Source organism: Mycoplasmopsis arginini (assembly GCF_900660725.1).
Taxonomy (GTDB): domain Bacteria; phylum Bacillota_I; class Bacilli_A; order Mycoplasmatales; family Metamycoplasmataceae; genus Metamycoplasma; species Metamycoplasma arginini.
Map to the genome: position 1 here is coordinate 298,725 of NZ_LR215044.1, position 23,876 is coordinate 322,600.

A 23,876-nucleotide genomic window follows, 5' to 3' on the forward strand; every position below is an offset into this window, starting at 1 on the left:
ATCAAACTAAAAAAAGAAAGGAGTAATTATGACTATATTACTAGCAGAAAACACAGCTGCAAATGACAATGCAGCCAACCTACTTAAGCAAATCTCTGCTCCTATTTTTAATCAAGTGCTTTCAATTGGTACCATCGTTCTAGGAGTAATAGTTGGTATTTTGGCAGTGTCATGTATTTTTGCTGCCGTATCCGCACAATTCAAACTAAAATCAGCTGACAGGGATGCAGCATCAGCAGCAAAAAGAAGAATGAAAAATATCCTAATTGCATTTATTGTTGGTTTAATAATCCTTGCTTTATTTGGAACAACAATGGGAATAATTGGGACAGCAACTGGAATCTGAACAAAATAAAATAATAAAAAATAATAAGTTAATCAACATAACGAAGTGGGGAATAAAATATGGAAACAGAAATCAATAGTGTCCAACGATTCTTTTTACAAATAGGTAATTCACTTCAATATGGAGTTTTTGCAATTTTTTGGAGTATATTTGTCAGCGCCTGATGAGTAATGCTAGAAGGACTATATCGTTTTACAAAGTTTATCTCCCTTGATTTAATCAATTTTCTAATATTTAAAAAATCATTAAGTGACTTGAAAGAAGGAATTAGTTTAAGTGATTTACCTGTCTTCTTCATAACAGTTGCAATTTTAGCAGTCGGTCTTTTTATCTTTTTATTTGCAGCAATCTTAATTAAACACGCAATAAATAAAAATGAAAGGGGGACTGCTAAACCCCTTAAAGTTGCTCTAAAACAAGCACTACCGTCTATTTTTACAATCATTGCCATTCCAATTTTGTTTCTGACAGTAAATCTCTTATTATCAATTTTACTTTCAACAATCACAAGAAGTTTTTCAGTAATTAGCGACCCCAACAGAGAATATAGTCCAATTCAGGCAATGTTTGCAACAATCACAGACAAGGGTTCTTGAATTGTTCAAAGATTTAATAATCCAACTAATGGTCCTTGAGAATGATACAAAGTTCCTTCTTTAAATCAATATATAGATATCTATTATATTCAAAATTATTCGCCTTGAACAGTATTATTAAATGCCACAATAATGTGAATTGTATTATTTATATTTTACTTGGGCATCATTGTTGATTTGTTCAAGCAAACAATTTTTCAATATTTCTTATTCATAGTCTCCCCAGCTGTAGCAATTTCTTCTATTAATGATGATGGCAAAAAACTAAAATCTTGGAAAAATGCTTATTTCAAATCAGCAGGTCTCGTCGTTATTTATATGTTATTAATTCTACTATTCTTTGGAACCTTTACTGCGATTAGCAATTTCTTAAGAAATGGAAAGGCACTTGGTGCTTCTGGTGTTACCTTATTAAATCCACTTACGGGACTTGGAGTAGGGTGATCTATAAAGTTTTTAAAGAAAAAACTTGATTCATACTTCGGCGTTCAATCATTTAGCACTCTAAATTATGGAAAGAAAATGATTGGAAAGGGCATTGCTGGTGCAGCAACAATTGCTTCTGGCGGAACATTAGGATCAGCATTTGCAACTGGTGGTGTAGCCGCGGCAATGGGTGGTCTTGGTAAAATGGCAAGTAGTAAGGTCGGCACTCTTGCTAATAGTATGAAATTAACCAAATCTAGTGGATTAGATACAAAAGTGGGTAGAGAGATATTATCTACAAATGGTGTGCAATACGACGCTGGAACTCAAAATCTGTTGATGAACAAAGTAAATGCAACTGGACTTAATTTTTCAGGTATAAAGAGTTCATCACAATTTGAAGCACATCTTGCAGTGGCAAAACAATATAATAATCGTGCAATTGAACAAATTGAAAAATCAGATGAATGGAAATCTGGAAACATCTCACAAGATACTTTATTAAGACACCAAAAGTTAAAAAATAGCAATCAAGCAATTGAAGATATAAATCTTATAAGAGCAAATCAATCTAGCAATTGAGCTAAAACAAAAGCAGGGCAAAAAATCAAAGGAGATAAATAATAATGTTACAAAATAAAAAACTTTCAGACATCAAGTTGCAAATCTTTAAGTCAATTTCGCTTTTTGATATGTTTATTATAATTTTCTGCTCAGCAATCGCTTATGTTTGTGGATTTTATATTTCTAAGACACTTCCTTTATTTGCTAAAATCTTAATTGCTTCTGCAATTTTTGTTTCAACAGCCTGAATTGTATTGCCAAATAAAAAGCATAATTGCAAATATTATGTTTTTATTGTCAGATGAATTGAATATTATTTCAAACCAAGAAGATACTTTTCTTCAAATACAAAGTCACTTGTTCAATTTAAAGATGTTTTAAATGATAGTTTTGTTGAAATAGATGCAGCAAATTACTTTTCTGTTTTTTCTTTTAAGGGATATGATGTCTATTCAAACGATTATGAAGATAAAATGTCTTACTATCAAACTGTTATAAATGTTCTAAACAATATTGATTTTCCTATTTCCTTTGTAAAAATCCCAAAATCTTCAAATCTTGAAGCAAACTATGATTTTATTAAAAAAGCAATTGAAAAAGATACTCAAATTGATTTAGACTTTAGAAACGAATACTTTAAAAATAACCTAAATGACTTAGGCACTCTTGATATTACTGAAAATATTGATGCGTATTACATTGTGGTAAAAGCAACATCAATTGCTGAATTAAAAAACAATGTATCAAAGATTCAATCCCTATTTTCAAACACTCCACTTCGTCTTAATTTACTTTCGAAATATTCTCTAATCGATTTTCTTAATTTCATTTTTAATGTTGAATTAGATGAAAAGAAAATAGAAAAATATCTTTCATTTTCTCAAATCAAAAATAAGAAAGAAAAGTTTTCATTAGATGAAATCTTAAGTCCAAAACAAGTAGTACTTTTAAAAGACAAAATTAAAGTTGATAAAACATTCTTATCATTTCAAACTGTTAATGACTTTAATACATTCCAAATTAATGAAGGATGAGCCAATGTTATCTTTAATTCACCATCTACTGTGATTTGAAATCTTACTCCATTAACTTTAAAGAAAAAACAAGAAATCTTAGATAAAACGATGGATAGGTTGGAATTAAATAATAATGATGAAAAATCTAATTTTGCAAAAAATAAGAATGCCTTATCAAACGAAGTATTGTCTGAAATTACACAGGCTATCAATATCGAAAATATGAACTTTTTCAAATCCAATTTAATCCTCTTAAACAAAGCAGCCTCATCTAAAAGTTTAAAAGAAATTGAAAATATCAATAAAAATAATGCTGCTACAATTCAAGCAAATCTAAACCCTAATTTATATTTACAAAGAAATGCATATTTAAACTCTATTTTTTCAAATAAAGATAGTATGAATAACAACTTAGAAATGCTTTCTAGAAATATTGTAATGGGTTGACCTTGAGTTAATATTGACCTAAATGACTCAAATAACTTACTATGGGGATTTTCGAAAACAACAGCATCCCCAATAATTCTTGATATATTTAAAAAAACAAAAGATAGAACTAACTTTTCAATGTTTTTTTGGGGAGTACCTGGATCAGGAAAATCAGCTGCAACTTCGAAGTTATTTTTAAATTACTTAATGAACGGTGATAGTGTTATAGTCATTGACCCACAAAGAGAATATAAATATTTAATTCCTAAGTTAAATGGAACTTGAATTGAATTAGGAAAAGGACTTGAAACAACTTTAAATCCATTGCAACTTAATGTCCAATTTAGTGATACAAATCAAAAAATTACAAATCACCAACTTGTCATTGATAACATTAAGAAAGTATGTATATTTATTAAAACCTTATATCCAGACTTCTCAGATAACAAATTAAGAGCACTGTTCATAGTTTTAAAGAAACTCTACAAACAATGGGGATTCTTTGAAGATTCATTTGAGATATCTAAAGCAGAAAATGAAGATTATCCAGTTTTTAATGACTTAATTAATTTTTTAGCTAATTTTGAGTTTGAAAATGAAGTCGAAAAAGAGTTCTTTGATAAAGAAATAAAAGAACTTTGAATTAATTTCAGAAATGATTTTAGTGACCATGGTCAATATCAAAATCTATACAATGGGGTTACAAATATAAATATAACGTCAGATGATTTCTGTGTTATTGACACTTACAATCTAATTCAAGAAACCGCTTCACCATCAGCTCAAGCTGCAATGTATTTAATCCTTAATTTTGTACAAAACAAAATTACAAACAACTTTTTTTTAAACCAAGATAATAAACGGATCCTTATTGTTGTCGATGAAGCTCATAAGTTCATTAGTAACAAAAACCAAGCAATCATCGATTTCTTATTTGATACAGTCAAGACTATAAGAAAATACAATGGAAGTTTAATTCTAACCACCCAACAACCTTCGGACTTCGCTCAGGATAGTACAATCGCAACTAAAACTCAGGCGATTATTGAAAACATTGATTATTCACTAATTTTAAGACTAAACCAAAAGGATTTAGATGCCGTTAATTCAATGTACAAATCTCGTGGTGGTTTAAATAAATCTGAAATAACTTTTATTTCAACTGCAGCAATTGGTGAAGGTCTTATGAACATTGGAAGTAATAATCGAATATTAATGCAACTATATTACAACGGACTAGAAAAAGAAATAATCTTCAAGAAAGGAGACTTAAGTCAATTAAGTTAATAATTTATGAATAGTGTGCATATGATCGGGCGACTTGTATCTAAACCACAATTAGGTTTAACAAAAAACAACAAACCCTATTCTAAGTTTGTAATTGCTCTAAAGAAAGACATAAATAAAAAATATACAGCAATTGAAGAAGGCAGACAAACTGATTACTTTAATTGTCTGGCATTTAATAATAACGCTTCTTTCATTAACAAGTTTTTAGACAAAGGTGACTTAGTCTCAATCACTGGGAAATTAAATTATTTAATTAACACATCAAATGAAAGTACTACTTCTAATTATTATTTTGTTGATATAAAAACAATTGAACCACTTGAATCAAAAGAAGTAATTGAAAAAAGAAGAAGTTTAAATAATCAATTAGATAGTAATGCGAATTGAAAACAAGAAACTGATCAAATTAATCAATGGCAATCAAGCAATAATAATAGTACTTCTAGTTATAGTGATACAAACAATGATGAAGATGGTCTAACTTGAGATTATTAGCTTAAAACAAAAAAGGTAATTTTACCTTTAATTTTTTAAGCTAAAAACAAAAGATAAGAAGGTGAAATTCAAACATAAGTTCTTTATAAGATATAAAATATTTTTTAGAACTAAAAAACTTAAAATAAAGAAGGAAGAAAATGACAAATCAAATTGTTGCTAATCGTTTAATCTATACTGAAAAAAGATTTAAATTAGTGTCACTCGTTTTTTTCTTTCTTTTATTATTTTCTTCATCAATTGTTTTAACCTTGTTATTTACTAAAAAAATATACATAAATATTATTTTATATAATAAAGAAACATTGATAGTTCCTTGATGATTTTATATTCTTCCATTCTTTTATATTATTTATTCTATCATTAAAATCATTCTTCTATCAATTGATATTTCTACTTTAAAAAAGGCCTGGGCATTTATTTTAAATGAAAATCAAAATGGAAACTTTACACCATTAATTTTTTTAAAGATATATCGAAATCTCTTAAAAAAACAAGTTATTAATTTTTGAATATCCTTTTCTTGTTTATTTTATCTATCAATCTTTTGTTCAAACTTCTATGGATTTCTAACTACAAAAAATCAATGACTTGCTCAAAAAATAAATATGGATAAAAGTTTTATTGACCCGAGAATGTTTCTTTGATTTATAGTTTCAATTCTAATTCTTATTTTTATCAGTTTTTTATTAAAGTCAATTACTCTAAAATTAAGAAGAACTAACTATGAATTATTTTTTTCAATCTCTTCAGTTGATTATCTAGAAATCTCAAGACTTAAATCAGCAACTAATAAGTTTGCTTTTAAGATATTTTTATGAAGTTTCTTAATTCTTATTGTATTTCCAGTTGCATTTTTTATTCTTATCTGGAAGAGAACCACTAAATTAAGACCCAAATAGTTAAAAAATAGTCTAAATTGATATAATTTTTAACAGTAATTAAATAATTTTTTAAATCAGAATTATATCAATTTATCATCTAAAAAAATCTAAATAAAGGAGCCTATAAATGCAAAAGAAAGCATCAAACATCATAAAAAAACTACTACTATCCACATCAATTCCGCTTGCTGCCACTACTTCTTTTTTTGCTATTTCTTGTAAAAAAACTTTTAATAAAATAAGCAATGAAGCTTTACTAAGTGGAAAACTACAATCGAAATTAAGTGTCTTAGAAGTTAAATGAGATTCAATTGAAGATAGAAACTTTAAATCTAATCATCAAACAAAATATCGAAGTTTAATGAAAATTGCCAAAGATGCAATTACTTCTAATAAAGAAAATGAAATTGAAAAAGCAACTACTTTAATTGATGATTTCATTAGAGACTTATTTTTTAATACTGAAGAAAAAGTTGATATTAAGGATTATTTAACAGATGTTGACTTATATTGACAATCCTATGAAAGATTTGTTAATTTAATGCAAAATCAATATATCTCTGATGCTTATAACAAAGTTAAGCAAAAATATGAAACCCAAACCTTAAGATATAAAAATAAAGACTATAACATTTATTTAGATGGTTCAAAATTAATTAATGTCTTAAGTAAGGACGATAAAAAACAAGTTAAGGTATTTGCAAAAGAGTTAAAAAACAAGGTAGATGCTTTTGAAAAAGAATTAAAAGATATCAATGATACTTCAATTTATAATAATGCTCCAAAGTTAGATGAAAGAGTTCCAAAAGAAATACATATTGATTGAAATTATGACGTGATTCCAAAATTAAAAGAATTAGTTAATAAAACTTGGGATACTGAGACTGCTGACAAGATCAAAACTGGTCAAACTTATGGTGAAGTTATTAAAATGCTTGGAGAAGACTTATCTAAACACTTTGATGAAATACCTAAAGAATACATTGATTATTGAAGTTCTGATATTTTAAATCCTGAGTTTTTAAAAAATGAAGTATTGCAACTACAGGATAAAAAATCTACCGATAGAGTAGAAATATCAAAAGATCGTAATTTTAATGTTAGAGCATTTAATAGTGACATTATTAGTTTATCGTTTTCATTAGCAGGGTTTAGTGCAGAAGAAGCAATTAAGTATTTATTTAACAACTATGTAGTACCTAAACTAACTCCTTTTCATTCAAAAATAGTAGTAAATAATGAACTAAAAAAACTTATAAAAAAATATGAAAATAGATTTCCTAATCTAAAGGATAAAGAGTATAACTTTGATGATTCAGGTTTAACAATCCCCTTTGGATTTAGTAAAAATATTGATGGAACACTAAAAGTAAAACTAAAAACATTTATGAGAGTTTCTTCAGAAGACTATCCAAGTTCTTTAGTCACTTTAGAAGGAGGCATAAATATAAAATATCCTAATAAATCTGAATGAGACCCTGAAACTATGACATCTCCTACTAAATATATAGGAATAGATAATATAGAGTATTATATATACGACAAATCTTTATCTAAAAGAACAGATATTAAAGAAATCACACAAATTGGATATTATGTTCAGGAAGATAATAAATATGTTAGGGGGGTTGAAATGCCAAAATATATCAATAAAGTTTCACAACTTCCCAATGTTATAACTAATATAGAAAGAATGTTTAATGATTTAGTTAGTCATAGAATAGAAAACCTTGATAAATGAGATACATCAAATATCAGTAATATGCAAGAATTGTTCGACAATGCTCGTAATTTTAATCAAGATATTAAAAATTGAAATGTATCCAATGTTCAAAATATGGAATCAATGTTCAGGTGGGCATTTAATTTCAACCAACCATTGAATAGTTGAAATGTTGAAAATGTAATCAATATGCGGGGCATGTTTAATACCGCCGAGTCCTTCAACCAACCATTGAATAGTTGAAATGTTGAAAATGTAATCAATATGCAGAACATGTTTAATAGAGCGAAAAACTTCAATCAACCATTGAATAGATGAACTCCCAAATCTCTTAAAAACATGTACTCAATGTTTTATAGTGCTTCTTCATTCAATCAAAACCTTTCTAGTTGACATCTAAAAAAAGATGTACAAAGAGATTATTTTAATTGATATACCAATAATTGAACAAAAGATAAATGACCTAAGTTTGATGCTTAATACAAATAAAAAACAATTAACTATTACACCTATTTCAGTAGTTTTTAATTAAGAAATCTTAAATTGTTCTATCTTAATAATTCAGGTTAAAAAAAGTCGGAAATCCGACTTTTTATATTGTGGAAATCTTTTAAGATATTTGCTTTTCATAAGTGATATACTTGTTTATTTATTCTTTTTCATCTTCTTTATCTTCTTTATGATCCAAATAATCTTCAAGAGTATAGTTTGATTTCTTAATTAAGTTTTCTAAGTCACTAATTACTCAATTATTAAACTCTTTTTCTATATCTTCAATTGCATACGCTCTGCCATATCCATTAATTTGGACTCAATCTGCTTTACCATTGATTTCTAATAGATCTTGCAGCAAATATTGGTCTATTTCATCCAAACCTTTTGCTTTGACTTCTTCATTCATCAGATACCAAACATCACTAAAGTGATGAATATCATTTTCAGAATAGAAATCTTCAGCTAGCGAATGGTCATCTAAATCATTTTCATCCAATTCTTTGGTTATCTGATAAATAGCTGACAATTTGCCAAAATCATTTTCCCTAGTTAAAACATCTAGAACTTTAATTTTTAATTCATCATCAAAATCAACGATATTCCAGAGAATGTCTTCAATTAATGTCAAATATGTTCGTCTTTTTGATTCATTGTTTATCGAAACTGCATTCTTTTCGAATGTTTCTATGTAATTTGTTGTTTGAGCATATCCGTCGTAGATTCAATTTTTTTCTTTTAAAGACTTATTATTAAAAAACTTATCCATTTTTTTTATCTCCTTTATTCTTTTCTTGTTGTACTTTATTCTTATTTTGTTTTTGAATATGTGTTGTATTAATGTGATTTAATAACTAAATCAATTAGTTTTTTATTTTCTTCGATTTTTAGGGAACTCTTCGTATTTTTCATCATAGTATTGACGAACAGAAAATGGGTTAAAATCTATTAAATTATCAATAGTTTCATCTGTTGGTGATTCAGTTAAATCCTTAGTTGCCTTATATAAAGATGTCAGATCGTCAAGGCTTGTATTCTTAATTAAGAAATCTATGATTTTTATTCTAAATAAAAGACTGAAATCTTCTGAGTTTAAAGAGAGATATTTTTTATTAAGTCAATATAAGTTTCCCTATCAGAATCACGTATAAACTCGATTATGATGGTATCTTCAAAATTATTGAGATATTGTTATCTTGCAATCAAGTTTAAACCATAAAACAAGTCTTTTAAATCTTCTTCATTAAGTGCTAATTTCAAATTATTTATCTTCTAATTGAATATTAAAATCTCTTATAAAATCATCTTTGGTATATAAAAAATAATTAATTAATTCATCAATAGAATATTCATTAATTCAATCCATAAACTCACTACGCAATGCTAGAATTAATTCTAGTCTACCTGAAACATTAATTTTTACTAAGGCCTTTGTTGCATCTGTTGCTTCTTTAAAATTAATTAAATCCGATGCCAAAAGCACTTGTCCATCTAAACCATTTTCTCTAATATTTTTGTCAATTTTTGCTCACAGTTCTTCAAACTGGTAAATATCATTACTTCTAATAAATAACTCAAATAAATTTGAGTCTTTAACTGACTTAGTAAGTTGCAATTCATCTATTAATTTAGCTATTTTAACTAGTTTGTCTAAATCCCTTAGGTTTTTAATCGAATCATAGATTTTTTCATTTAGTTTTTCATCTAAATCATCAAAACTGGATGCAATTAATTTGATTGCGTTTGTATATATTTTTTGATTTAATTTATCTTGAAAGGTTTTGGATGTATTATTAAATAATTTAAAAACATTTTCTTTTTCACAAGCATATCATTTTAAAGGCTGCAATTGACATCTTTTAAATGGTTTTCTCATTTTTTTCCCTTTCATTTGGTTTAATATTTGCTCTAAAATTGTTTTTGTTAATTCAAGTGGGATTGAACTTCTTTGAGCATAATTTCTTTCTTACATTGTTAATTTTGGTCATCTTCGATAACTTGAGAAGTATCTTCTTTAAATAGTTCTTCTTCTACTGGTCTAAGAAATTTAAGACAGTTTTTGGATAAAACAGCCCGTGCAATTTTAGGAATAGTTCTATGTCCGTTATCAAAATATCATTGAAAGTTATTGACTTTATTTTCTCTTAAGTAAGCATATTCATCAATATATGAAGGTAAATCAAAATATTGATCTACTAAAAGTTCATGTCACTCGTCTTTATCAACTTCAATTTTTTTTCAGTCAATATTTTCAGCTTCAAAATCATTAATAATTCTGTTTATACATGTTCTAATCGCATCTACTTCTGTTTTTCAGTGCACCCAGGTGTTGTAATTGGTTCATTCATCAATTTCATCAACAATTTTTTCTAATTTGATTCTATACATTTTTATCTCCTTACATTGTTAGTTTGATATCATCAGTATCTTGGTTTTTAATGTGATTCTTTTTAAATCCATTTCAAGATTGGTAAAGTTTTTAGTAACATTGGTAACATTTTCGGTAACGTTACCGTTTTTACCATAATTTGCTTTGTAAATTGTTACCATAATAAAATATTTCTTTAGTGACATTTGTAGTGACATTTGTAGTGACATTTGTAGTGACATTATTTCTATAAATGCTAAATCTAAAGCCAAATTCGTTATTATAATAAAATCTCAGGATATTTTAGAATTGATTTTGCATACGATTGGTTCGCGGGTCATCGAAAAGAAATCACAAAACTAATTTCTTCATTTAACTTCTAAATATTTTTTTCAAAATTACAAGTTTTGGGGTGCAGAATACCATAGAAAGATAATATAAAAAAGTCCTTCGAAAAGGACTTCTTGTTTCTACCAATCCAAGCTAAGTCTTTTTTCTATACCACACATACCTATGTTGTGTAATGCTTTAAATTAGTAGTTTTCTATAGATGCCACCTGTTTTTGAACATGGCCAAAAATTTTGTTTGGAACATTAGCTGGTGTGTTAATTCCTAGTACTATTTTAGGATTTTACTTTGGTGGAATAGCAATCCATAATTACAACACATTTACAAAACCTTATTTACCTAAAGAATATGAGAAAGAGGATTATGAATTTGACTCAAAAATAATAAGCCTTAACAAAGAAGCAGAAAAGTATTTTTCAATCAATGAAAACGCTTTAAAATCAAAACAAATTTCAAAAATTGTTAAATCTGATGATGAATATTATTTTGTTTTTAATTGAGTACATAGAAAGTGCCAGGTTAGAAACACAAACCAAGATGATTATTTTTCAGTGATGCTAAAAGTAAATCAAAATCTTTTTGATGATATTTTTAAGGAATTAAATGATATTGAGGCTCAAAAAAATTATACTCATATTCAAAGAAACGAGAATAATGTTTTATGGCATTATGTCAATAAGTTCGCTTTTAATTCTAATCAAAAACAAGATTATGATGCTATAAATAAAAAACTAAATTGCAAACATATTTTTATAAAAGATAAAGAACCAAAATTTATTTTTAATTTAAGTGTTGATTATTTAAATAAGAAATCTTCTCTAGAAATTAAAAATTTAATTACTAAGAAAAACATTGAAATTGAATTCAAATTAGAAATGAAAAGAGCTTAATTTATGTCAAATAAAAAGAAGAATATTTTAATAACAATTGGTGTCATATTTGGCTTATTAGCATTAATTGGAATAATTATTGGAATGGTTTTTGGATATATAATATTAACAATGCCAAATTATTGCTAAAAATAAATGATATAAATAAAAAATGCCCTAATGGCGTTTTTATTTTAATTTATTATATTATAATAAATACATGCTAGATTTTATACAAAGAAGAATTCAAAAATCAATTGATAAAATTAACAAAAAATTATCAATTAATGAGGAAGATATTTTAGAAATTTTACGTGAAGTTAAATTGGCGTTATTGGAGGCCGACGTTAATTTAGAAGTTGTTAAATCTTTTATTAAACAAGTAAAGGAAAAAGCTTTAAATAGTCAAATTATTGGTAAATTAAACCAACAACAAACAGTTTTAAAAATATTTAAAGATGAATTAACAACAATACTAGGGAATAAAACAATTGAAATTAAGCCCAAATCTTATCCAACAAAAATAATGATGGTTGGACTACAAGGTTCTGGTAAAACTACAACTTCAGCAAAATTAGCAGTTTACTTTAGAAAGAAAGGTATTTTTAAAAAACCTTTATTAGTCGGAGATGATATTTATCGTCCAGCCGCTAGAGATCAATTAGAACAGCTTGCAAAACAAACACAAACAGACTTTTATACAAAAAGTGAAAATGATGCTTTATTAATAGCAACACAAGCAATTGAGGCAGCTGAAGAGCATAAAAACGATTTAGTTATTATTGATACCGCCGGTCGTTTAGCAATTGATGAACAACTAATGGATGAATTAAAGAATATAAAAAGTAAAGTTAAACCTGATTATATTTTCTTAATTGTTGACTCAATGAGTGGTCAAGATGTTATTAATACAGCTAAAAAGTTTCATGAAGAACTAAATCTAAGTGGAACAATTATAACCAAACTAGATTCTGATGCTAGAGGTGGTGCCGCGTTATCTATTACTCATTTATTACAAGTTCCAATTGCATTTATCGGGGTAAGTGAAAAAATTACTGGATTAGAACTATTCTACCCTGACAGAATGGCTGACAGAATCTTAGGAATGGGTGATGTTTTATCATTAATCGAAAAAGCTTCGGAAGAAGTTGATGAAAAAATGATGAAAAAAATTGGCTATAAAATGATTAGTGGTAAATTCGATCTTAATGATTTAATGAACTCTTTATCTCAAATTAAAAAATTAGGTAAAATGAAATCTATACTTAAATTAATTCCTGGTATGGCTGATAAAGTTAGTGATGAAAAAATAGATGAGGCTGAAAATAAATTTAAGGTTTACACTTATTTAATTAATTCAATGACTGACTTAGAAAAAAAGAACCCTAAACTTTTAAAAAATCCAACTAGAAAAGACAGAATTATCAAAGGATCAGGAAGAAGTGCAAGAGAATACAACATGCTAATAAATGACTTTGAAAGAATGTCAAAACAAATGAAAGAAATGGGCTCAAATCCACAAATTAAAAATGGAATTTTAGGTTAAAAAATAAAACTCCCGAGAAAAAATCTTAGGAGTTTTATTTTTATAGTTTATTTTTTTTAATTATTTTTTTAACAATAAAAAGATTTTTCAATAATTTTACACCTGTAATAAAAAAGATGTTTATTGAGACAAGATTTGATTTCTTAAATAGTTTTTCTTTACTTGTTTTAAGTTGAAAAATTAAGTCATATATTGAAATCTTTTTAGCGTTATCAAGAAATTTTAAGAAAATATTATTTAAATATTTAGGATTATTTTTGCAAATATTTAATATATTATTAATAGCATTTTTTAATGCCTTATAATCTTTGGAATCTAATTCTAAACGAATTGAATTCTTAATTGTTGATATAAAGAAATCAACGGTATTATTAATATTATCATCATTGGTTAATTCAACTAACATTTTGTCAAAAAGAAATAATAAATTATATTTATTTTTAACAATAAAATGTTTTCAAAGTTCATCAAAGTTTTTTAACTTAACATAAATATCTGAATAATTAATTAGTGATTCGATAAAGAAATCGATAAATTCCTTAAATGTATTTAAGCTTGAAAGATATTTTTTTATTTTATTAAAACGTTTATCATTTTTTATATTAAATAAATAACTTAATAAACTGGTATTTAAAGCATCACTGAAAATTGCTTTAGTAATTTCTTTAATTTCTGCCTTTGAATCATTAATTAAACCAGAACTAAAAAAGTTTTTAAAAACATCATAAACTAAATTTTGTTCTTGTTTGAAAATTAAATTAATTTCTTTCTTGATTAATTGATAATCTATATAAAAGGCTTCATTATGTTTTTTGGCAATCAAAGATTGTTCGATAATATAAAGAATATTATCCACTTTTTGATCCTTTAGTAAAATCAAAATTGCTGCTTTTGATCTTTGTTCATTATTTAAAAATTCTAAAATTTTATTAACACTTTCATACTCTTCAGGTGCTTTTAAAAATTTCTCAATAATAAATTTTTTTGAAATATCTTTAATTGGAAATTTACTATATCTTATAAATAAAGATCAAAAATCAGTTATACGGTTTTTCTTATCAAGATTACTATTAAAGTATGACTCTGAACTATTTGGAATAAAAACATTCTCATTTTTATTTCTACCATAAACGCTGTTGAATAAATCATAATTATTAGAACTATTAGAAATAGACATATAATATTTTGCATCGTCCATTCAATAATTTTGTTCAGAAATATATTTATCCTTAAATATTAGATTATTTAAATCTAATAAAAAATGCTTTTTATTAAAAAATAATTTCGTGTAAATATCCATTCCAACTTTTTTATAGCCTTTTTCAGTTGGATAAATTGAAAAAATATTTTCAAATAAATAACTCTTATTTTCTTCTCAATATGTTTTATCATTAATATCAATAAAATCTACTGAACCTTTTATTGCAGCGTTTTTGATAGATTGGCTTAATGCGTTTTGTAAATAAGAATAAATATCAAAACGTTCTTTTAAAGTTATATTAGTAAATGACAAAATCGCATCTTTTAAATTAAGTAATAAAGGCGAATAATTTGTGGTAATTATCTTTGCTTTATTATTAAGCGATTTTATTGTTGCTATAAAATTTATTAATTTTTGTTCAACATCTATTCTCACATTTGAAACATGCTGTTGAATTAGTTTTATTTGATCATCTCTTTCTTTTGAATTTAACTTGTGCAAAGAAAAAATTTCTTTTAAAGGTAAATTAGAAAAAAAATCGTAAAAACCTGTTGTTATACTTATTAAATTTGCTTCTTTTATTTTTTTTGAAAAAAAACTAAAATCATTATTATTTATATTTCAGTCTTTTAAGAATTTTGAAAAATAGTTCTCAAATATATTGGCTGAAAATCAATCTATTGATTGAATTAAGTCGATTTTATTAGACATTTTTTTTAATGTTTTTTTATCATTTGTGTATAAAGCCTTTAAAAAATCTATTGATCCATTAATAACCGAAAAGTTGTAAAAGCTATTTAGTTCTAAATTATCATTATTTTTAATTAAATTGGCAAGTGTTGAAGGATAACATAAACCTAAAATTTTTCCGTCTTGATTTAAAAATCCGTTAGTAGGAAATCCAACTTTTGAATTAAATCCCGAAGCAAAAGCATCACCTAAAGCAATATAATTAATTTTAATTTTTGAAGTATTTTTGTCAGTCATTTTATTTACCTTCCTCATATACATCAAAAATTACATTATTTAAATTTTTGAAATAATTAATTAACATATTTATTCCTTTTTTAATGTCATAAACACCGTTTTTAAGAAGTAAATTATTAATTTGGGCGTACTTTGCAAGGTTATCAAAAATTTCTTCCTCACTAAAAGTAGGTTCTAATTTAATTTCGGTTAGTTTCTCAGGATAATATTTTGACATTAATCGATATAAAGCAACTATTAACTCATTAATATCAATTGCTTCTTGTCTAATTGACCCAACAATAGCAAGCTTCGCACCAGCTTCATCACTTTCAATTTTAGGCATTAATAAGCCGGGCGTATCTAATAACATATAGTTTTTGCAATTAATTCATTGTTCTGATCTAGTTATGCCCGCTATTGCCCCTACTTTAGTTGATTTAGATTTAGACATAGTATTAATTAAAGTAGACTTACCCACATTAGGCACACCTAAAACAACACACTTTAAAGCGGGTGTTAATTTTCCTTTTAGATCATTTTTAGCCTTAAATTTTAAAAATTCTTTATTTAATGCGTTATTAATTTTGGCATATCCGTCTTTGTTTTTTAAATTAGTTATAACAACTTGTCCACGTTTTTGATACTTTTCTAAAAAAGGGTTCAATTTAGCTAAATTAGTTTTATCCGCTTTGTTAAAAACAAATAAAATTGGCTTATTATTGATAAGTTTAAAAATCTCTTCATTAAAAGAGCTTTTAGGAAGTCTTGCATCCATTACAACGATAAATAAATCAAAAAGTTTTTGCTTTTCTTGTAAAAGTCTAAATTGTTTGGCCATATGACCAGGAAATCAATGAATCATGTTAATCCTTTTTTTAATCTTTTTTTAGAATAAAATCTTTACCTTTTTGAACCTCATAAACTGATAGATCTTCAAAATTATTTTGACGTAAAATTTCATATAATATAATTGCAACGGAATTAGCTAAATTTAAGCTTCGACATTGTGCATTCATTGGAATTCTTAAACAGTTTGCAATTTTGTCTTGCATAATTCTTTTGGGAATTCCTGTGCTTTCAGTTCCAAACATTACTCAAATTTCTTTTTCTTTTTTTAAAATTTTATTATAGTTAATTTCAGCATAATTGTGAAGTCCATAACGAGTAATATAAAAAACATTCTTATCTGGATATTTTTCTATAAATTTATCATAACTTTCATGAATTTCATGTTGTATTTCGCTTAAAAAATGACCTGCTGCTTTTCTTTTTAATCAATGTGGGTGCAAATCAAAAGCAATGGGCTTAATGATATGAAGTTTGGCTTTTCCAGCAAAGCATGTTCTAATTATGTTTGCGGTATTAGGACTTATTTCTGGTTGATATAAAATAATGTTAATCATAGTAAAAATTTTACTATAAATAGTAAAAAATAAAGTTGATTAACTCTTGGAATTTAAAATCACACTAATTTAAATTATTTTTATAGAATTAGTTTTTTATAAAAAAATAAAACTCAACGTTTGGTGTTGAGTTTTAAGCTTGAAATATCGAAATTATTTTCTAATATTTAGAGCTTTAATGGTTGTTTGGTATAAAGTGTAATCTTCATCCTTTAAGTGGCTTAGTAGAGCTTTACGGTGGTTAACCTTAGCCATAAATCCACGCATTGAATGTAAGTCTTTTTTATTTACTGCGAAGTGTTTTTTTAATGATTCAATATCTTCGGTAAGAATTGCGATTTGTACAGGAAGATAACCTGTATCTTTGTCATTTCTACCAAATTGTTTAACTAATTCGCTTTTTCTTTGTTTTGAAACCATGTTTCGATCCTTTCATAACCTAGCAATAATCTTAATTATTACCAAGGAATAATTTTTAATCGATATAAGTATAGCACTTTTTAATAAATATCTTCATTTTTCATTAGTAGCTATGATTAAATATTAATTTTCTAAACTTTTTCTTTTTAAATTATTACGTCAAGTTTTTCTATAAGAAATAGTATATTCTTGACAATATTTTTGAATGATATTATCTCAATATTCAAAACTTTTTTATCATTATCAAAAGTTGTATTAAGTTGATATAACATATTATCATTAGGAGAAGTTGTTTTGACCATGATTATTAAGTAATGTAAAAAATAAATGCTGATCAAAAATTAATTAATATATTTTCTGATATTTTATAGTATTCATACATACCAGATTCCTTAGAGCTAAATTCTTGGGCGCTTATTCTTATTTCAACTATATGATGGCGACAACAATTTCATTGACCTATTTCATTTTTAAAATTAGTATAATAGTCAAATATTATAATTTCATTATAAAGGCCAATGATAGCTTCTTTTTTCCATAATTTCAATTACTTGATAATATCTTTTAACCCAAATATTATTTTTCTCTCTTTCTAAAAATTCTTTGAGGGTCTAAAAAAATCTTCAACTTTACTATAAATCTTCCTTTGGCAAAACATTATCATAAAAAGTGGATGATATAATCTAATCAACAGTAACTTCTTTGTCCTCAACAACATTTTGTTCTGAGTTATCTTGATTATTGTTTTGTATTTCTTTATCAGAATTAAGTTTCTTCTTAAATCTAACAATAGAAATAATGATAATTATAAAAATAATAATAATAATAATTGGAAAAATTAATAATAACATTCATCACATATTTCCACATTAAGTCAAAATATTTTAATTTAAAACAATTATTAATAAATAAAAACACGCCAGTGCGTGTTTAATGATCAATTTCTTGAAATGGTGCGAACGAATGGACTTGAACCATCGACCTCACGATTATCAGTCGTGTGCTCTAACCAGCTGAGCTACGCTCGCATTACAATGGGATAAAACCCATATAAGTATACCACAAAAAAATTAACGTTTTGAAAATTGTCTTGCTCTTCTTGCTTTTCTCAAACCGAATTTTTTACGTTCTTTAACACGAGCATCTCTTGTTAAGAAACCGGCATCTTTTAATTTATTACGATATTCATTATTTGAAGCTTCTAAAAGTCCTCTAGCAATACCTAATCTGATAGCACCAGCTTGACCTGTTAATCCACCACCGTTAACATTTGCAAAAATATCAAATTGATTTGTTGTTTCAGTTACGGTAAATGGACTTAAAGCATCTTTTAATAAAATATCTGAATTTAAATATTGTCTTGCTTCTTTACCATTAATTACAAAACTACCTTTTCCAGGAATTAAGTAAACTCTGGCAACAGATGATTTGCGACGACCTAGACCATAGTATCTAATTTTATCTGCCATTATTTAACCTCGATTAATGTTGGTTGTTGTGATACTTGTTTATGTTCTGCATTTGCATAAACATATAGATTTTTAAATTGTTTACGGCCTAGTTTTGTGTGAGGTAACATACCTCTAACTGCTTTTTCTACTAAAACTTCTGGTTTTTTAGCTCTTAAATCAGCAGCAGTAATTTGTTTTAATCCACCAGGATATCCAGTGTGGTGGTAGTAAATTTTCTTTTCATCTTTTTTAGCTGTTAAAAGAACATCTTTTGCATTAATAACAACTACATTGTCGCCCATGTCAACATTTGGTGTAAATGTTGGTTTATTTTTTCCACGAAGGATTGAAGCTACAAGAGTTGAAAGTCTACCTAAAGGTACGTTGGCTGCATCGATGATGTATCACTTTTTGTCAACTAATTCTTTTCTAATAATTGTTGTTTGACGCATACTTTCTCTTTCTAATGTAAATATATTTTTTGATTTAATTAAATTGCAATTTAAATTTATGCTTATCTATTATAACAAAAATAATTTTATTTAATTTATTTTTGCAAGCATATAAATAATTGCTGTTTCTGCTCTTAAGATTGTTTTTGTTAGCGCAACAATTTTAACATTATTTTGAGTTGCTAAATCTATTTCTTTTTTAGAAAAACCGCCTTCAGGTCCTACTATTAATAAAGTATTCTTATTTACTTTTTCAATTTTATTGGCTTTTTCATTTTCATAAGCAAGAATTTTATTTGGAATATCTAAATTTAAAAGATCTTCAAATTTTAAAACTTTTTCTAAAGTTGGAATTTTGTTACGAAAAGACTGTTGAGCGGCTTCCAAAATTATTTTTTTAAAACGCAATAATTTATTATCAATTTGAATATTAGTTTTATCTGTATATTCAGAAATAAACGGAATTATTTTGGTAGCACCCAGTTCAACGGATTTCTGTAATGCAATTTCAAAATGATTTTGTTTAATTAATGGTATAGCAACCACAACATCAAAATCCAACTCATTATTAGTTGAAATTTTTTCTTTAATTAAAGCCTTATTAGGAAAAATAAAATTACATAAATAAAACTCATCTTGATAATTAATTAAAAAATCTTGATCTTTAATTCTTATAACTTTTAAATGTTTTAAAACATCTTCGTCTAATATAAAATACTCTTTTTCTTTTTGATAAGCAAAAAATTTATACATAATTCAAAAATTATAATATAAAAAAGAGGCGGAGTGCCTCTTTTTTGATTAATACATTATTAGTAATTTATTTATGCTAATAAAATTTCTTACATCATTTTATTAATAAATTATTTATAAAGTAGTTCATCATTTTCATCATCACCTAAATCGTTTTCATTTAAGTATGATTTATTTTTTGAAGATGAGTAATTAGAAAGTGTTAAGTATTCTTGTGTATCATCCTCATTATAACGTTTTTGAGTAACTTGTTCTTCTGTTAACTTAAAATCGTTTTCATTTTCGGCTTTTTTAATTCCTGTAGCTATTACAGATACATAAATTTCGCCTAGTTTTTCTGCTTCTTCACTAGCTGGTGATCCAACACCAAAGATAACATCAACATTTTCACCCGCAACGCTTTTTAGCTCATTTATTGCTTCTTGAAAGTCGTTGATTGTACTATTTTTAGATGATGAAAAGTAAACAATTGCTTTTGTAACACCCTTAATATTGCTATCAATAATTGGGCTATTTATAGCGCGATGCATTGCTTGTTTTGCGGCATTTTCACCGTTAGCATTTCCAATACCAACAATGGTTTCGCCACAATTCTTAATTAAAGTTTCTAAATCTGCTAAGTCTAAATTAATTAAACCAGGTACAGCTATAATATCTACAACAGTTCTAATAAATTGTTTAACAATATTATCTGCAACCTTAAAAGCATCCTTAAAAGAAATTTCTCCAAATTTGTCTTTTAATTTGTCATTTGAAATAATAATATAAGAATCAACGTATTTTTTTAACTCTTCTATTCCTTTTAAAGCAATTTGATTTCTTTTTGTTCCCTCGAAAGAAAAAGGAGTTGTAACAATTGCAATTACTAAAGAATTTTGCTCTTTAGCTAATTTTGCAATCACAGGTGCAGCACCAGTTCCGGTTCCACCACCCATTCCTGCAGTAATAACAACTAAATTAGCATTTTTGATTTTTTCTTTAATTTCTTGTGCAGAATGTTCAGCTGCTGATTTACCCACTTCGGGGTTAGCTCCAGCCCCTATTCCTCTTTTATCTCCTAATTGTAAAGTAAGAGATTTATCAAATTTATCCAAAATTTGTTTATCTGTATTAGCTACAATAAACTCTAATCCATCAATTTTTGTATCTAAAATGCTTTGAATACTATTATTACCACCACCACCGACGCCGATAACTTTAATTTTTGCAACTGAATTAAAATTTTCTAAATCTGCCATGGTTAGCCTCCTTAAAAATAAAACTAAACTTAAATAAATTAAATTATATAAGTAATTATTTTTTATTTATTGTAATTAAATGAATAATTTTTATTTTCTAAATTATATGTATCTAATACAAATAATTCAGATGTAATAGTCATTTCTTTAATAGTGTTTTGTGCATTATTATCAATTAAGCTAATAATACCTAGCATTTCATTACTAATAATTTCATTTAAATAAATACTTTCTTTATTAAAGCTAATTAACTTAGTTATTTGGTTGTCAAATTTGTTAAAAATACTTGCAATTTTAGAATTTAAGCAACTAAATTTAACATTTTGATTTTCTAATAATTTCATATTAAAACTTGAACATTCTTTTTCAACTAAAAATAAGTATTTTTTTACTAAAAATTCAATTTCTTTACTATCCCCTGCATGCAAGTTCAAAGTTCATAAATTTAATTCTATTTTTGCTTGATTCTCACTTATTTTTAAATGGTCCGCAATTAATTTAATTAAGAAATCAATTCCCATTTTTAATTCCTTTTTAAATATACAAATATTATTTTTTAATATTTCAATTTTCAAGCTAAGATCTTCAAAAGAAATTAAGGTAGCTACTCCTTTTTCTTTTTTATAATCTAAAGAAATATTATTTAAGAAATCATAATCGTATATTCTTAAAACATTTAAATCATTTTTTATAAATAAATTAAAAATGTTTTTTGCTTTATTTCAATCAAGCGTACTTAAATTAATAAAGTTTTCATTTTGTTTTTGTTCAATGTATGAATAATCAAATAAGTATTGTTTGTTAGCTTTTTCTAATTGATACAGTTTTTTAGCTATATCTAATTCAGTTAAATTAGAAGTACTAGATTTATTTAAAATAATTTTTTTATGAATTGATAAATCTGAGGAATTTTGAACAATAACAACTACATCATTTATTTTTGAAGCAATTGTTTTTTCAATTTCTTTTTTTGTTGATTTAATAAAACTATCTAAATTAAAAAGGTTAAATGAAGTGTTATTTGTTTCTTTTTTATAAACCAAAATATTTCCATATGAGCTTTTTTCAATAACCTCTACGGAAAATATATTCACTTTAAATTTATAAGCAACAATAACTCTCTTTTTCATAATTTAACCTAATTTTGTTATAACTCTCAACTTTGCACTATGAGATCTTCTATTTATTTCCAATTCTTTTTCAGAAGGAAAAATGATTTTTTGTTTTCACTTAGCTTCTATTTGAATCGGAAGTTTTTTTAATTTCGGATCGGTGTAGTTAAGATTTTGGAAAAATTTTTTTACTTTTGCATCTTCTTTACTATGAAAAGTAATAATTGCTAATTTTCCATTTACATTTAATAAATCATTAATTTGATTTAATAAATCATCTAGTGCATTTAGTTCATCATTAACTGCAATTCTTAATGCTTGAAAAATTGCCTTTGATGGATTTTTTTGACGAACTATTTTAGCTGGTAATGCGTTTCTAATAATTTCATTTAATTCAAATGAAGTAGAAATAGGACGATTTTTTACGATTGATTTCGCAACTGTTCTAGCCAATTTTACATCACCATATTCGTATAAAATCTGAGCTATTTTTTCTTCTTCTCATTCATTTATTATTATATTGGCATCCAATTTTGATTCTAAGTCCATTCTCATATCCAATTTCGTATTTTGTGAATATGAAAAGCCACGCTCGGTTTTATCAAGCTGAGGACTTGAAACACCTAAATCCGCTAAAATTCCATCAACTTTTTCCACATTTAGTTTTTTTAGTTCTTCTTTAAGAAATCTAAAATCACTTTTTATTAATTTATAAGAATTGCTAATTTGCTTAAGTTTTGGATCAGATTCGTTAATCGCTTCGATATCTTTATCAAAACAAATTAAATAACCCGAGCCGTTTTCTTTTATTTTTTTAAGAATTTCAACACTATGACCTGCTCGACCTAAAGTTAAATCTAGATAAATCCCACCCTTTTTAATTTCTAACGAGTTAACCACCTCATTAAGTAAAACGGGAATATGTGATTCTATAACTTAACTCCTTGTTCAAATAATTTTTGAGCTAGATCATCAATATTTGATTCTTCTTCAAAATAACTTTCTTTTGCATCATAAATTTCTTTTGCAAATAATTCGCAAATGTTACCTGAACCAATGAATACAACATCTTTTTTGATAGCGGTTTTTAAAGTTAAGTGTTTAGGAATAATAATACGATTTAATTTATCTGGGCTAACTAATTCGGTGTTAGCAAAAATAAATCTGCTTAATTCTCTTAAATCTTTATTTAGTGAATTATTTTCATCAAGTCTAGATTTTAGTTTTTCAAATTCTTTTTTATCCCTGAAAATTAGTTGTTTGTCAAATCCGATGGTGATAAAAAACTCATCACCTAATTCACTTAGAATTTTTGGCGGAATAACAACACGATTTTTGTCATCTAAACTTCGTTCGTATTTACCATACATTTCCACTTCCTCCCACTATCAACCATATTTTACACTTTTTTAGTTTGTTATTACAAAAAAAATATATTTTTTATAAAAAAAATAAAGAATTGATATTTTTGGTCTTAAATTTGC

At 26.0% G+C, this 23,876-nt stretch carries 27 protein-coding genes and 1 tRNA gene; 9 read left to right on the forward strand and 19 right to left on the reverse strand.

Annotated elements, in window-relative coordinates; genetic code table 4:
* The first annotated feature begins 28 nt into the window (after positions 1-28).
* The 6 genes from EXC38_RS01335 to EXC38_RS01360 all read left to right on the forward strand — a co-directional run bounded on the left by EXC38_RS01335 (position 29) and on the right by EXC38_RS01360 (position 8,249).
* Positions 29-355: an Mbov_0395 family pilin-like conjugal transfer protein gene (locus EXC38_RS01335; protein WP_129694563.1), complete on the forward strand. Its 327-nt coding sequence runs from the start codon at positions 29-31 to the stop codon at positions 353-355.
* Positions 356-405: 50 nt separating this feature from the next.
* Positions 406-1,992 (forward strand): Mbov_0396 family ICE element transmembrane protein, encoded by a 1,587-nt coding sequence (locus EXC38_RS01340; protein ID WP_129694564.1) that lies wholly within the window; start codon positions 406-408, stop codon positions 1,990-1,992.
* A gap of 2 nt (positions 1,993-1,994) precedes the next feature.
* Positions 1,995-4,664, forward strand: a complete 2,670-nt coding sequence (locus EXC38_RS01345; protein ID WP_129694565.1) for an Mbov_0397 family ICE element conjugal transfer ATPase — start codon at positions 1,995-1,997, stop codon at positions 4,662-4,664.
* Positions 4,665-4,670: 6 nt separating this feature from the next.
* A complete protein-coding gene (locus EXC38_RS01350; RefSeq protein ID WP_129694566.1) occupies positions 4,671-5,162 on the forward strand; it encodes a single-stranded DNA-binding protein in 492 nt (163 codons plus the stop codon).
* Positions 5,163-5,302: 140 nt separating this feature from the next.
* Positions 5,303-6,064: an MSC_0882 family membrane protein gene (locus tag EXC38_RS01355; protein WP_129694567.1), complete on the forward strand. Its 762-nt coding sequence runs from the start codon at positions 5,303-5,305 to the stop codon at positions 6,062-6,064.
* A gap of 109 nt (positions 6,065-6,173) precedes the next feature.
* Positions 6,174-8,249: a BspA family leucine-rich repeat surface protein gene (locus EXC38_RS01360; protein WP_129694568.1), complete on the forward strand. Its 2,076-nt coding sequence runs from the start codon at positions 6,174-6,176 to the stop codon at positions 8,247-8,249.
* Positions 8,250-8,418: 169 nt separating this feature from the next.
* On the opposite strand, the gene EXC38_RS01365 is transcribed toward EXC38_RS01360, so the two are convergent.
* The 4 genes from EXC38_RS01365 to EXC38_RS01380 form a co-directional block, all read right to left on the reverse strand.
* Positions 8,419-9,030, reverse strand: a complete 612-nt coding sequence (locus tag EXC38_RS01365; RefSeq protein ID WP_129694569.1) for an Mbov_0392 family ICE element protein — start codon at positions 9,028-9,030, stop codon at positions 8,419-8,421.
* 492 nt (positions 9,031-9,522) lie between these two features.
* Positions 9,523-10,137 (reverse strand): Mbov_0392 family ICE element protein, encoded by a 615-nt coding sequence (locus EXC38_RS01370; protein WP_129694570.1) that lies wholly within the window; start codon positions 10,135-10,137, stop codon positions 9,523-9,525.
* A 98-nt stretch (positions 10,138-10,235) separates the two neighbouring features.
* Complete coding sequence (locus EXC38_RS01375; protein ID WP_129694571.1) at positions 10,236-10,649, reverse strand: hypothetical protein; 414 nt, start codon at positions 10,647-10,649, stop codon at positions 10,236-10,238.
* A gap of 18 nt (positions 10,650-10,667) precedes the next feature.
* The gene (locus EXC38_RS01380) at positions 10,668-10,901 is read right to left on the reverse strand and encodes a hypothetical protein (protein ID WP_129694572.1); all 234 of its coding nucleotides are present in this window, start codon (positions 10,899-10,901) and stop codon (positions 10,668-10,670) included.
* Between the two features lie 310 nt (positions 10,902-11,211).
* Between EXC38_RS01380 and EXC38_RS01385 the strand changes: the two genes are divergently transcribed.
* The 3 genes from EXC38_RS01385 (at position 11,212) to ffh (ending at position 13,393) form a co-directional block, all read left to right on the forward strand.
* The gene (locus EXC38_RS01385) at positions 11,212-11,868 is read left to right on the forward strand and encodes a hypothetical protein (RefSeq protein ID WP_129694573.1); all 657 of its coding nucleotides are present in this window, start codon (positions 11,212-11,214) and stop codon (positions 11,866-11,868) included.
* Positions 11,869-11,871: 3 nt separating this feature from the next.
* Positions 11,872-11,997 (forward strand): hypothetical protein, encoded by a 126-nt coding sequence (locus EXC38_RS03595; protein WP_268164553.1) that lies wholly within the window; start codon positions 11,872-11,874, stop codon positions 11,995-11,997.
* Between the two features lie 70 nt (positions 11,998-12,067).
* The gene (ffh, locus tag EXC38_RS01390; RefSeq protein WP_060823268.1) at positions 12,068-13,393 is read left to right on the forward strand and encodes a signal recognition particle protein; all 1,326 of its coding nucleotides are present in this window, start codon (positions 12,068-12,070) and stop codon (positions 13,391-13,393) included.
* Positions 13,394-13,433: 40 nt separating this feature from the next.
* Here the strand turns inward: ffh and EXC38_RS01395 are convergent, their stop codons facing one another.
* From EXC38_RS01395 to EXC38_RS01455, 15 genes are all read right to left on the reverse strand, one after another.
* Entirely contained in the window at positions 13,434-15,581 is a 2,148-nt protein-coding gene (locus EXC38_RS01395; RefSeq protein ID WP_129694574.1) for an SGNH/GDSL hydrolase family protein, read from the reverse strand.
* 1 nt (position 15,582) lies between these two features.
* Positions 15,583-16,425 (reverse strand): ribosome biogenesis GTPase YlqF, encoded by an 843-nt coding sequence (ylqF, locus tag EXC38_RS01400; RefSeq protein WP_129694575.1) that lies wholly within the window; start codon positions 16,423-16,425, stop codon positions 15,583-15,585.
* A gap of 13 nt (positions 16,426-16,438) precedes the next feature.
* A complete protein-coding gene (locus tag EXC38_RS01405) occupies positions 16,439-16,966 on the reverse strand; it encodes a tRNA (cytidine(34)-2'-O)-methyltransferase (protein WP_129694576.1) in 528 nt (175 codons plus the stop codon).
* Positions 16,967-17,119: 153 nt separating this feature from the next.
* Positions 17,120-17,386 carry a 30S ribosomal protein S15 gene (gene rpsO / locus EXC38_RS01410; RefSeq protein ID WP_004414576.1) on the reverse strand — a complete coding sequence of 89 codons (267 nt, stop codon included), beginning with the start codon at positions 17,384-17,386 and terminating at the stop codon, positions 17,120-17,122.
* Positions 17,387-17,532: 146 nt separating this feature from the next.
* On the reverse strand, positions 17,533-17,688 hold the full coding sequence (locus EXC38_RS03475) for a hypothetical protein (protein WP_165056853.1): 156 nt from the start codon (positions 17,686-17,688) through the stop codon (positions 17,533-17,535).
* A gap of 5 nt (positions 17,689-17,693) precedes the next feature.
* Positions 17,694-17,933, reverse strand: a complete 240-nt coding sequence (locus EXC38_RS01415) for a hypothetical protein (RefSeq protein WP_129694577.1) — start codon at positions 17,931-17,933, stop codon at positions 17,694-17,696.
* Positions 17,934-18,069: 136 nt separating this feature from the next.
* Positions 18,070-18,237, reverse strand: a complete 168-nt coding sequence (locus EXC38_RS03480; RefSeq protein WP_165056854.1) for a hypothetical protein — start codon at positions 18,235-18,237, stop codon at positions 18,070-18,072.
* 100 nt (positions 18,238-18,337) lie between these two features.
* Positions 18,338-18,414 (reverse strand) — tRNA-Ile (locus EXC38_RS01420).
* Positions 18,415-18,456: 42 nt separating this feature from the next.
* Positions 18,457-18,855 carry a 30S ribosomal protein S9 gene (rpsI, locus tag EXC38_RS01425; RefSeq protein ID WP_129694578.1) on the reverse strand — a complete coding sequence of 133 codons (399 nt, stop codon included), beginning with the start codon at positions 18,853-18,855 and terminating at the stop codon, positions 18,457-18,459.
* Entirely contained in the window at positions 18,855-19,289 is a 435-nt protein-coding gene (rplM, locus tag EXC38_RS01430) for a 50S ribosomal protein L13 (RefSeq protein ID WP_004414564.1), read from the reverse strand. Before rplM ends, rpsI begins: the two co-directional genes overlap by 1 nt.
* Positions 19,290-19,379: 90 nt before the next feature.
* Positions 19,380-20,042, reverse strand: coding sequence for a 16S rRNA (uracil(1498)-N(3))-methyltransferase (locus EXC38_RS01435; RefSeq protein ID WP_129694579.1), 663 nt, complete (start codon positions 20,040-20,042; stop codon positions 19,380-19,382).
* Between the two features lie 110 nt (positions 20,043-20,152).
* Complete coding sequence (gene ftsZ, locus EXC38_RS01440) at positions 20,153-21,280, reverse strand: cell division protein FtsZ (protein WP_057247585.1); 1,128 nt, start codon at positions 21,278-21,280, stop codon at positions 20,153-20,155.
* Between the two features lie 62 nt (positions 21,281-21,342).
* Positions 21,343-22,410, reverse strand: coding sequence for a hypothetical protein (locus tag EXC38_RS01445; protein ID WP_129694580.1), 1,068 nt, complete (start codon positions 22,408-22,410; stop codon positions 21,343-21,345).
* Between the two features lie 3 nt (positions 22,411-22,413).
* Positions 22,414-23,325, reverse strand: coding sequence for a 16S rRNA (cytosine(1402)-N(4))-methyltransferase RsmH (gene rsmH, locus EXC38_RS01450; RefSeq protein WP_129694581.1), 912 nt, complete (start codon positions 23,323-23,325; stop codon positions 22,414-22,416).
* The gene (locus tag EXC38_RS01455) at positions 23,322-23,762 is read right to left on the reverse strand and encodes a division/cell wall cluster transcriptional repressor MraZ (RefSeq protein ID WP_004414549.1); all 441 of its coding nucleotides are present in this window, start codon (positions 23,760-23,762) and stop codon (positions 23,322-23,324) included. Before EXC38_RS01455 ends, rsmH begins: the two co-directional genes overlap by 4 nt.
* Positions 23,763-23,876 lie beyond the last annotated feature (114 nt).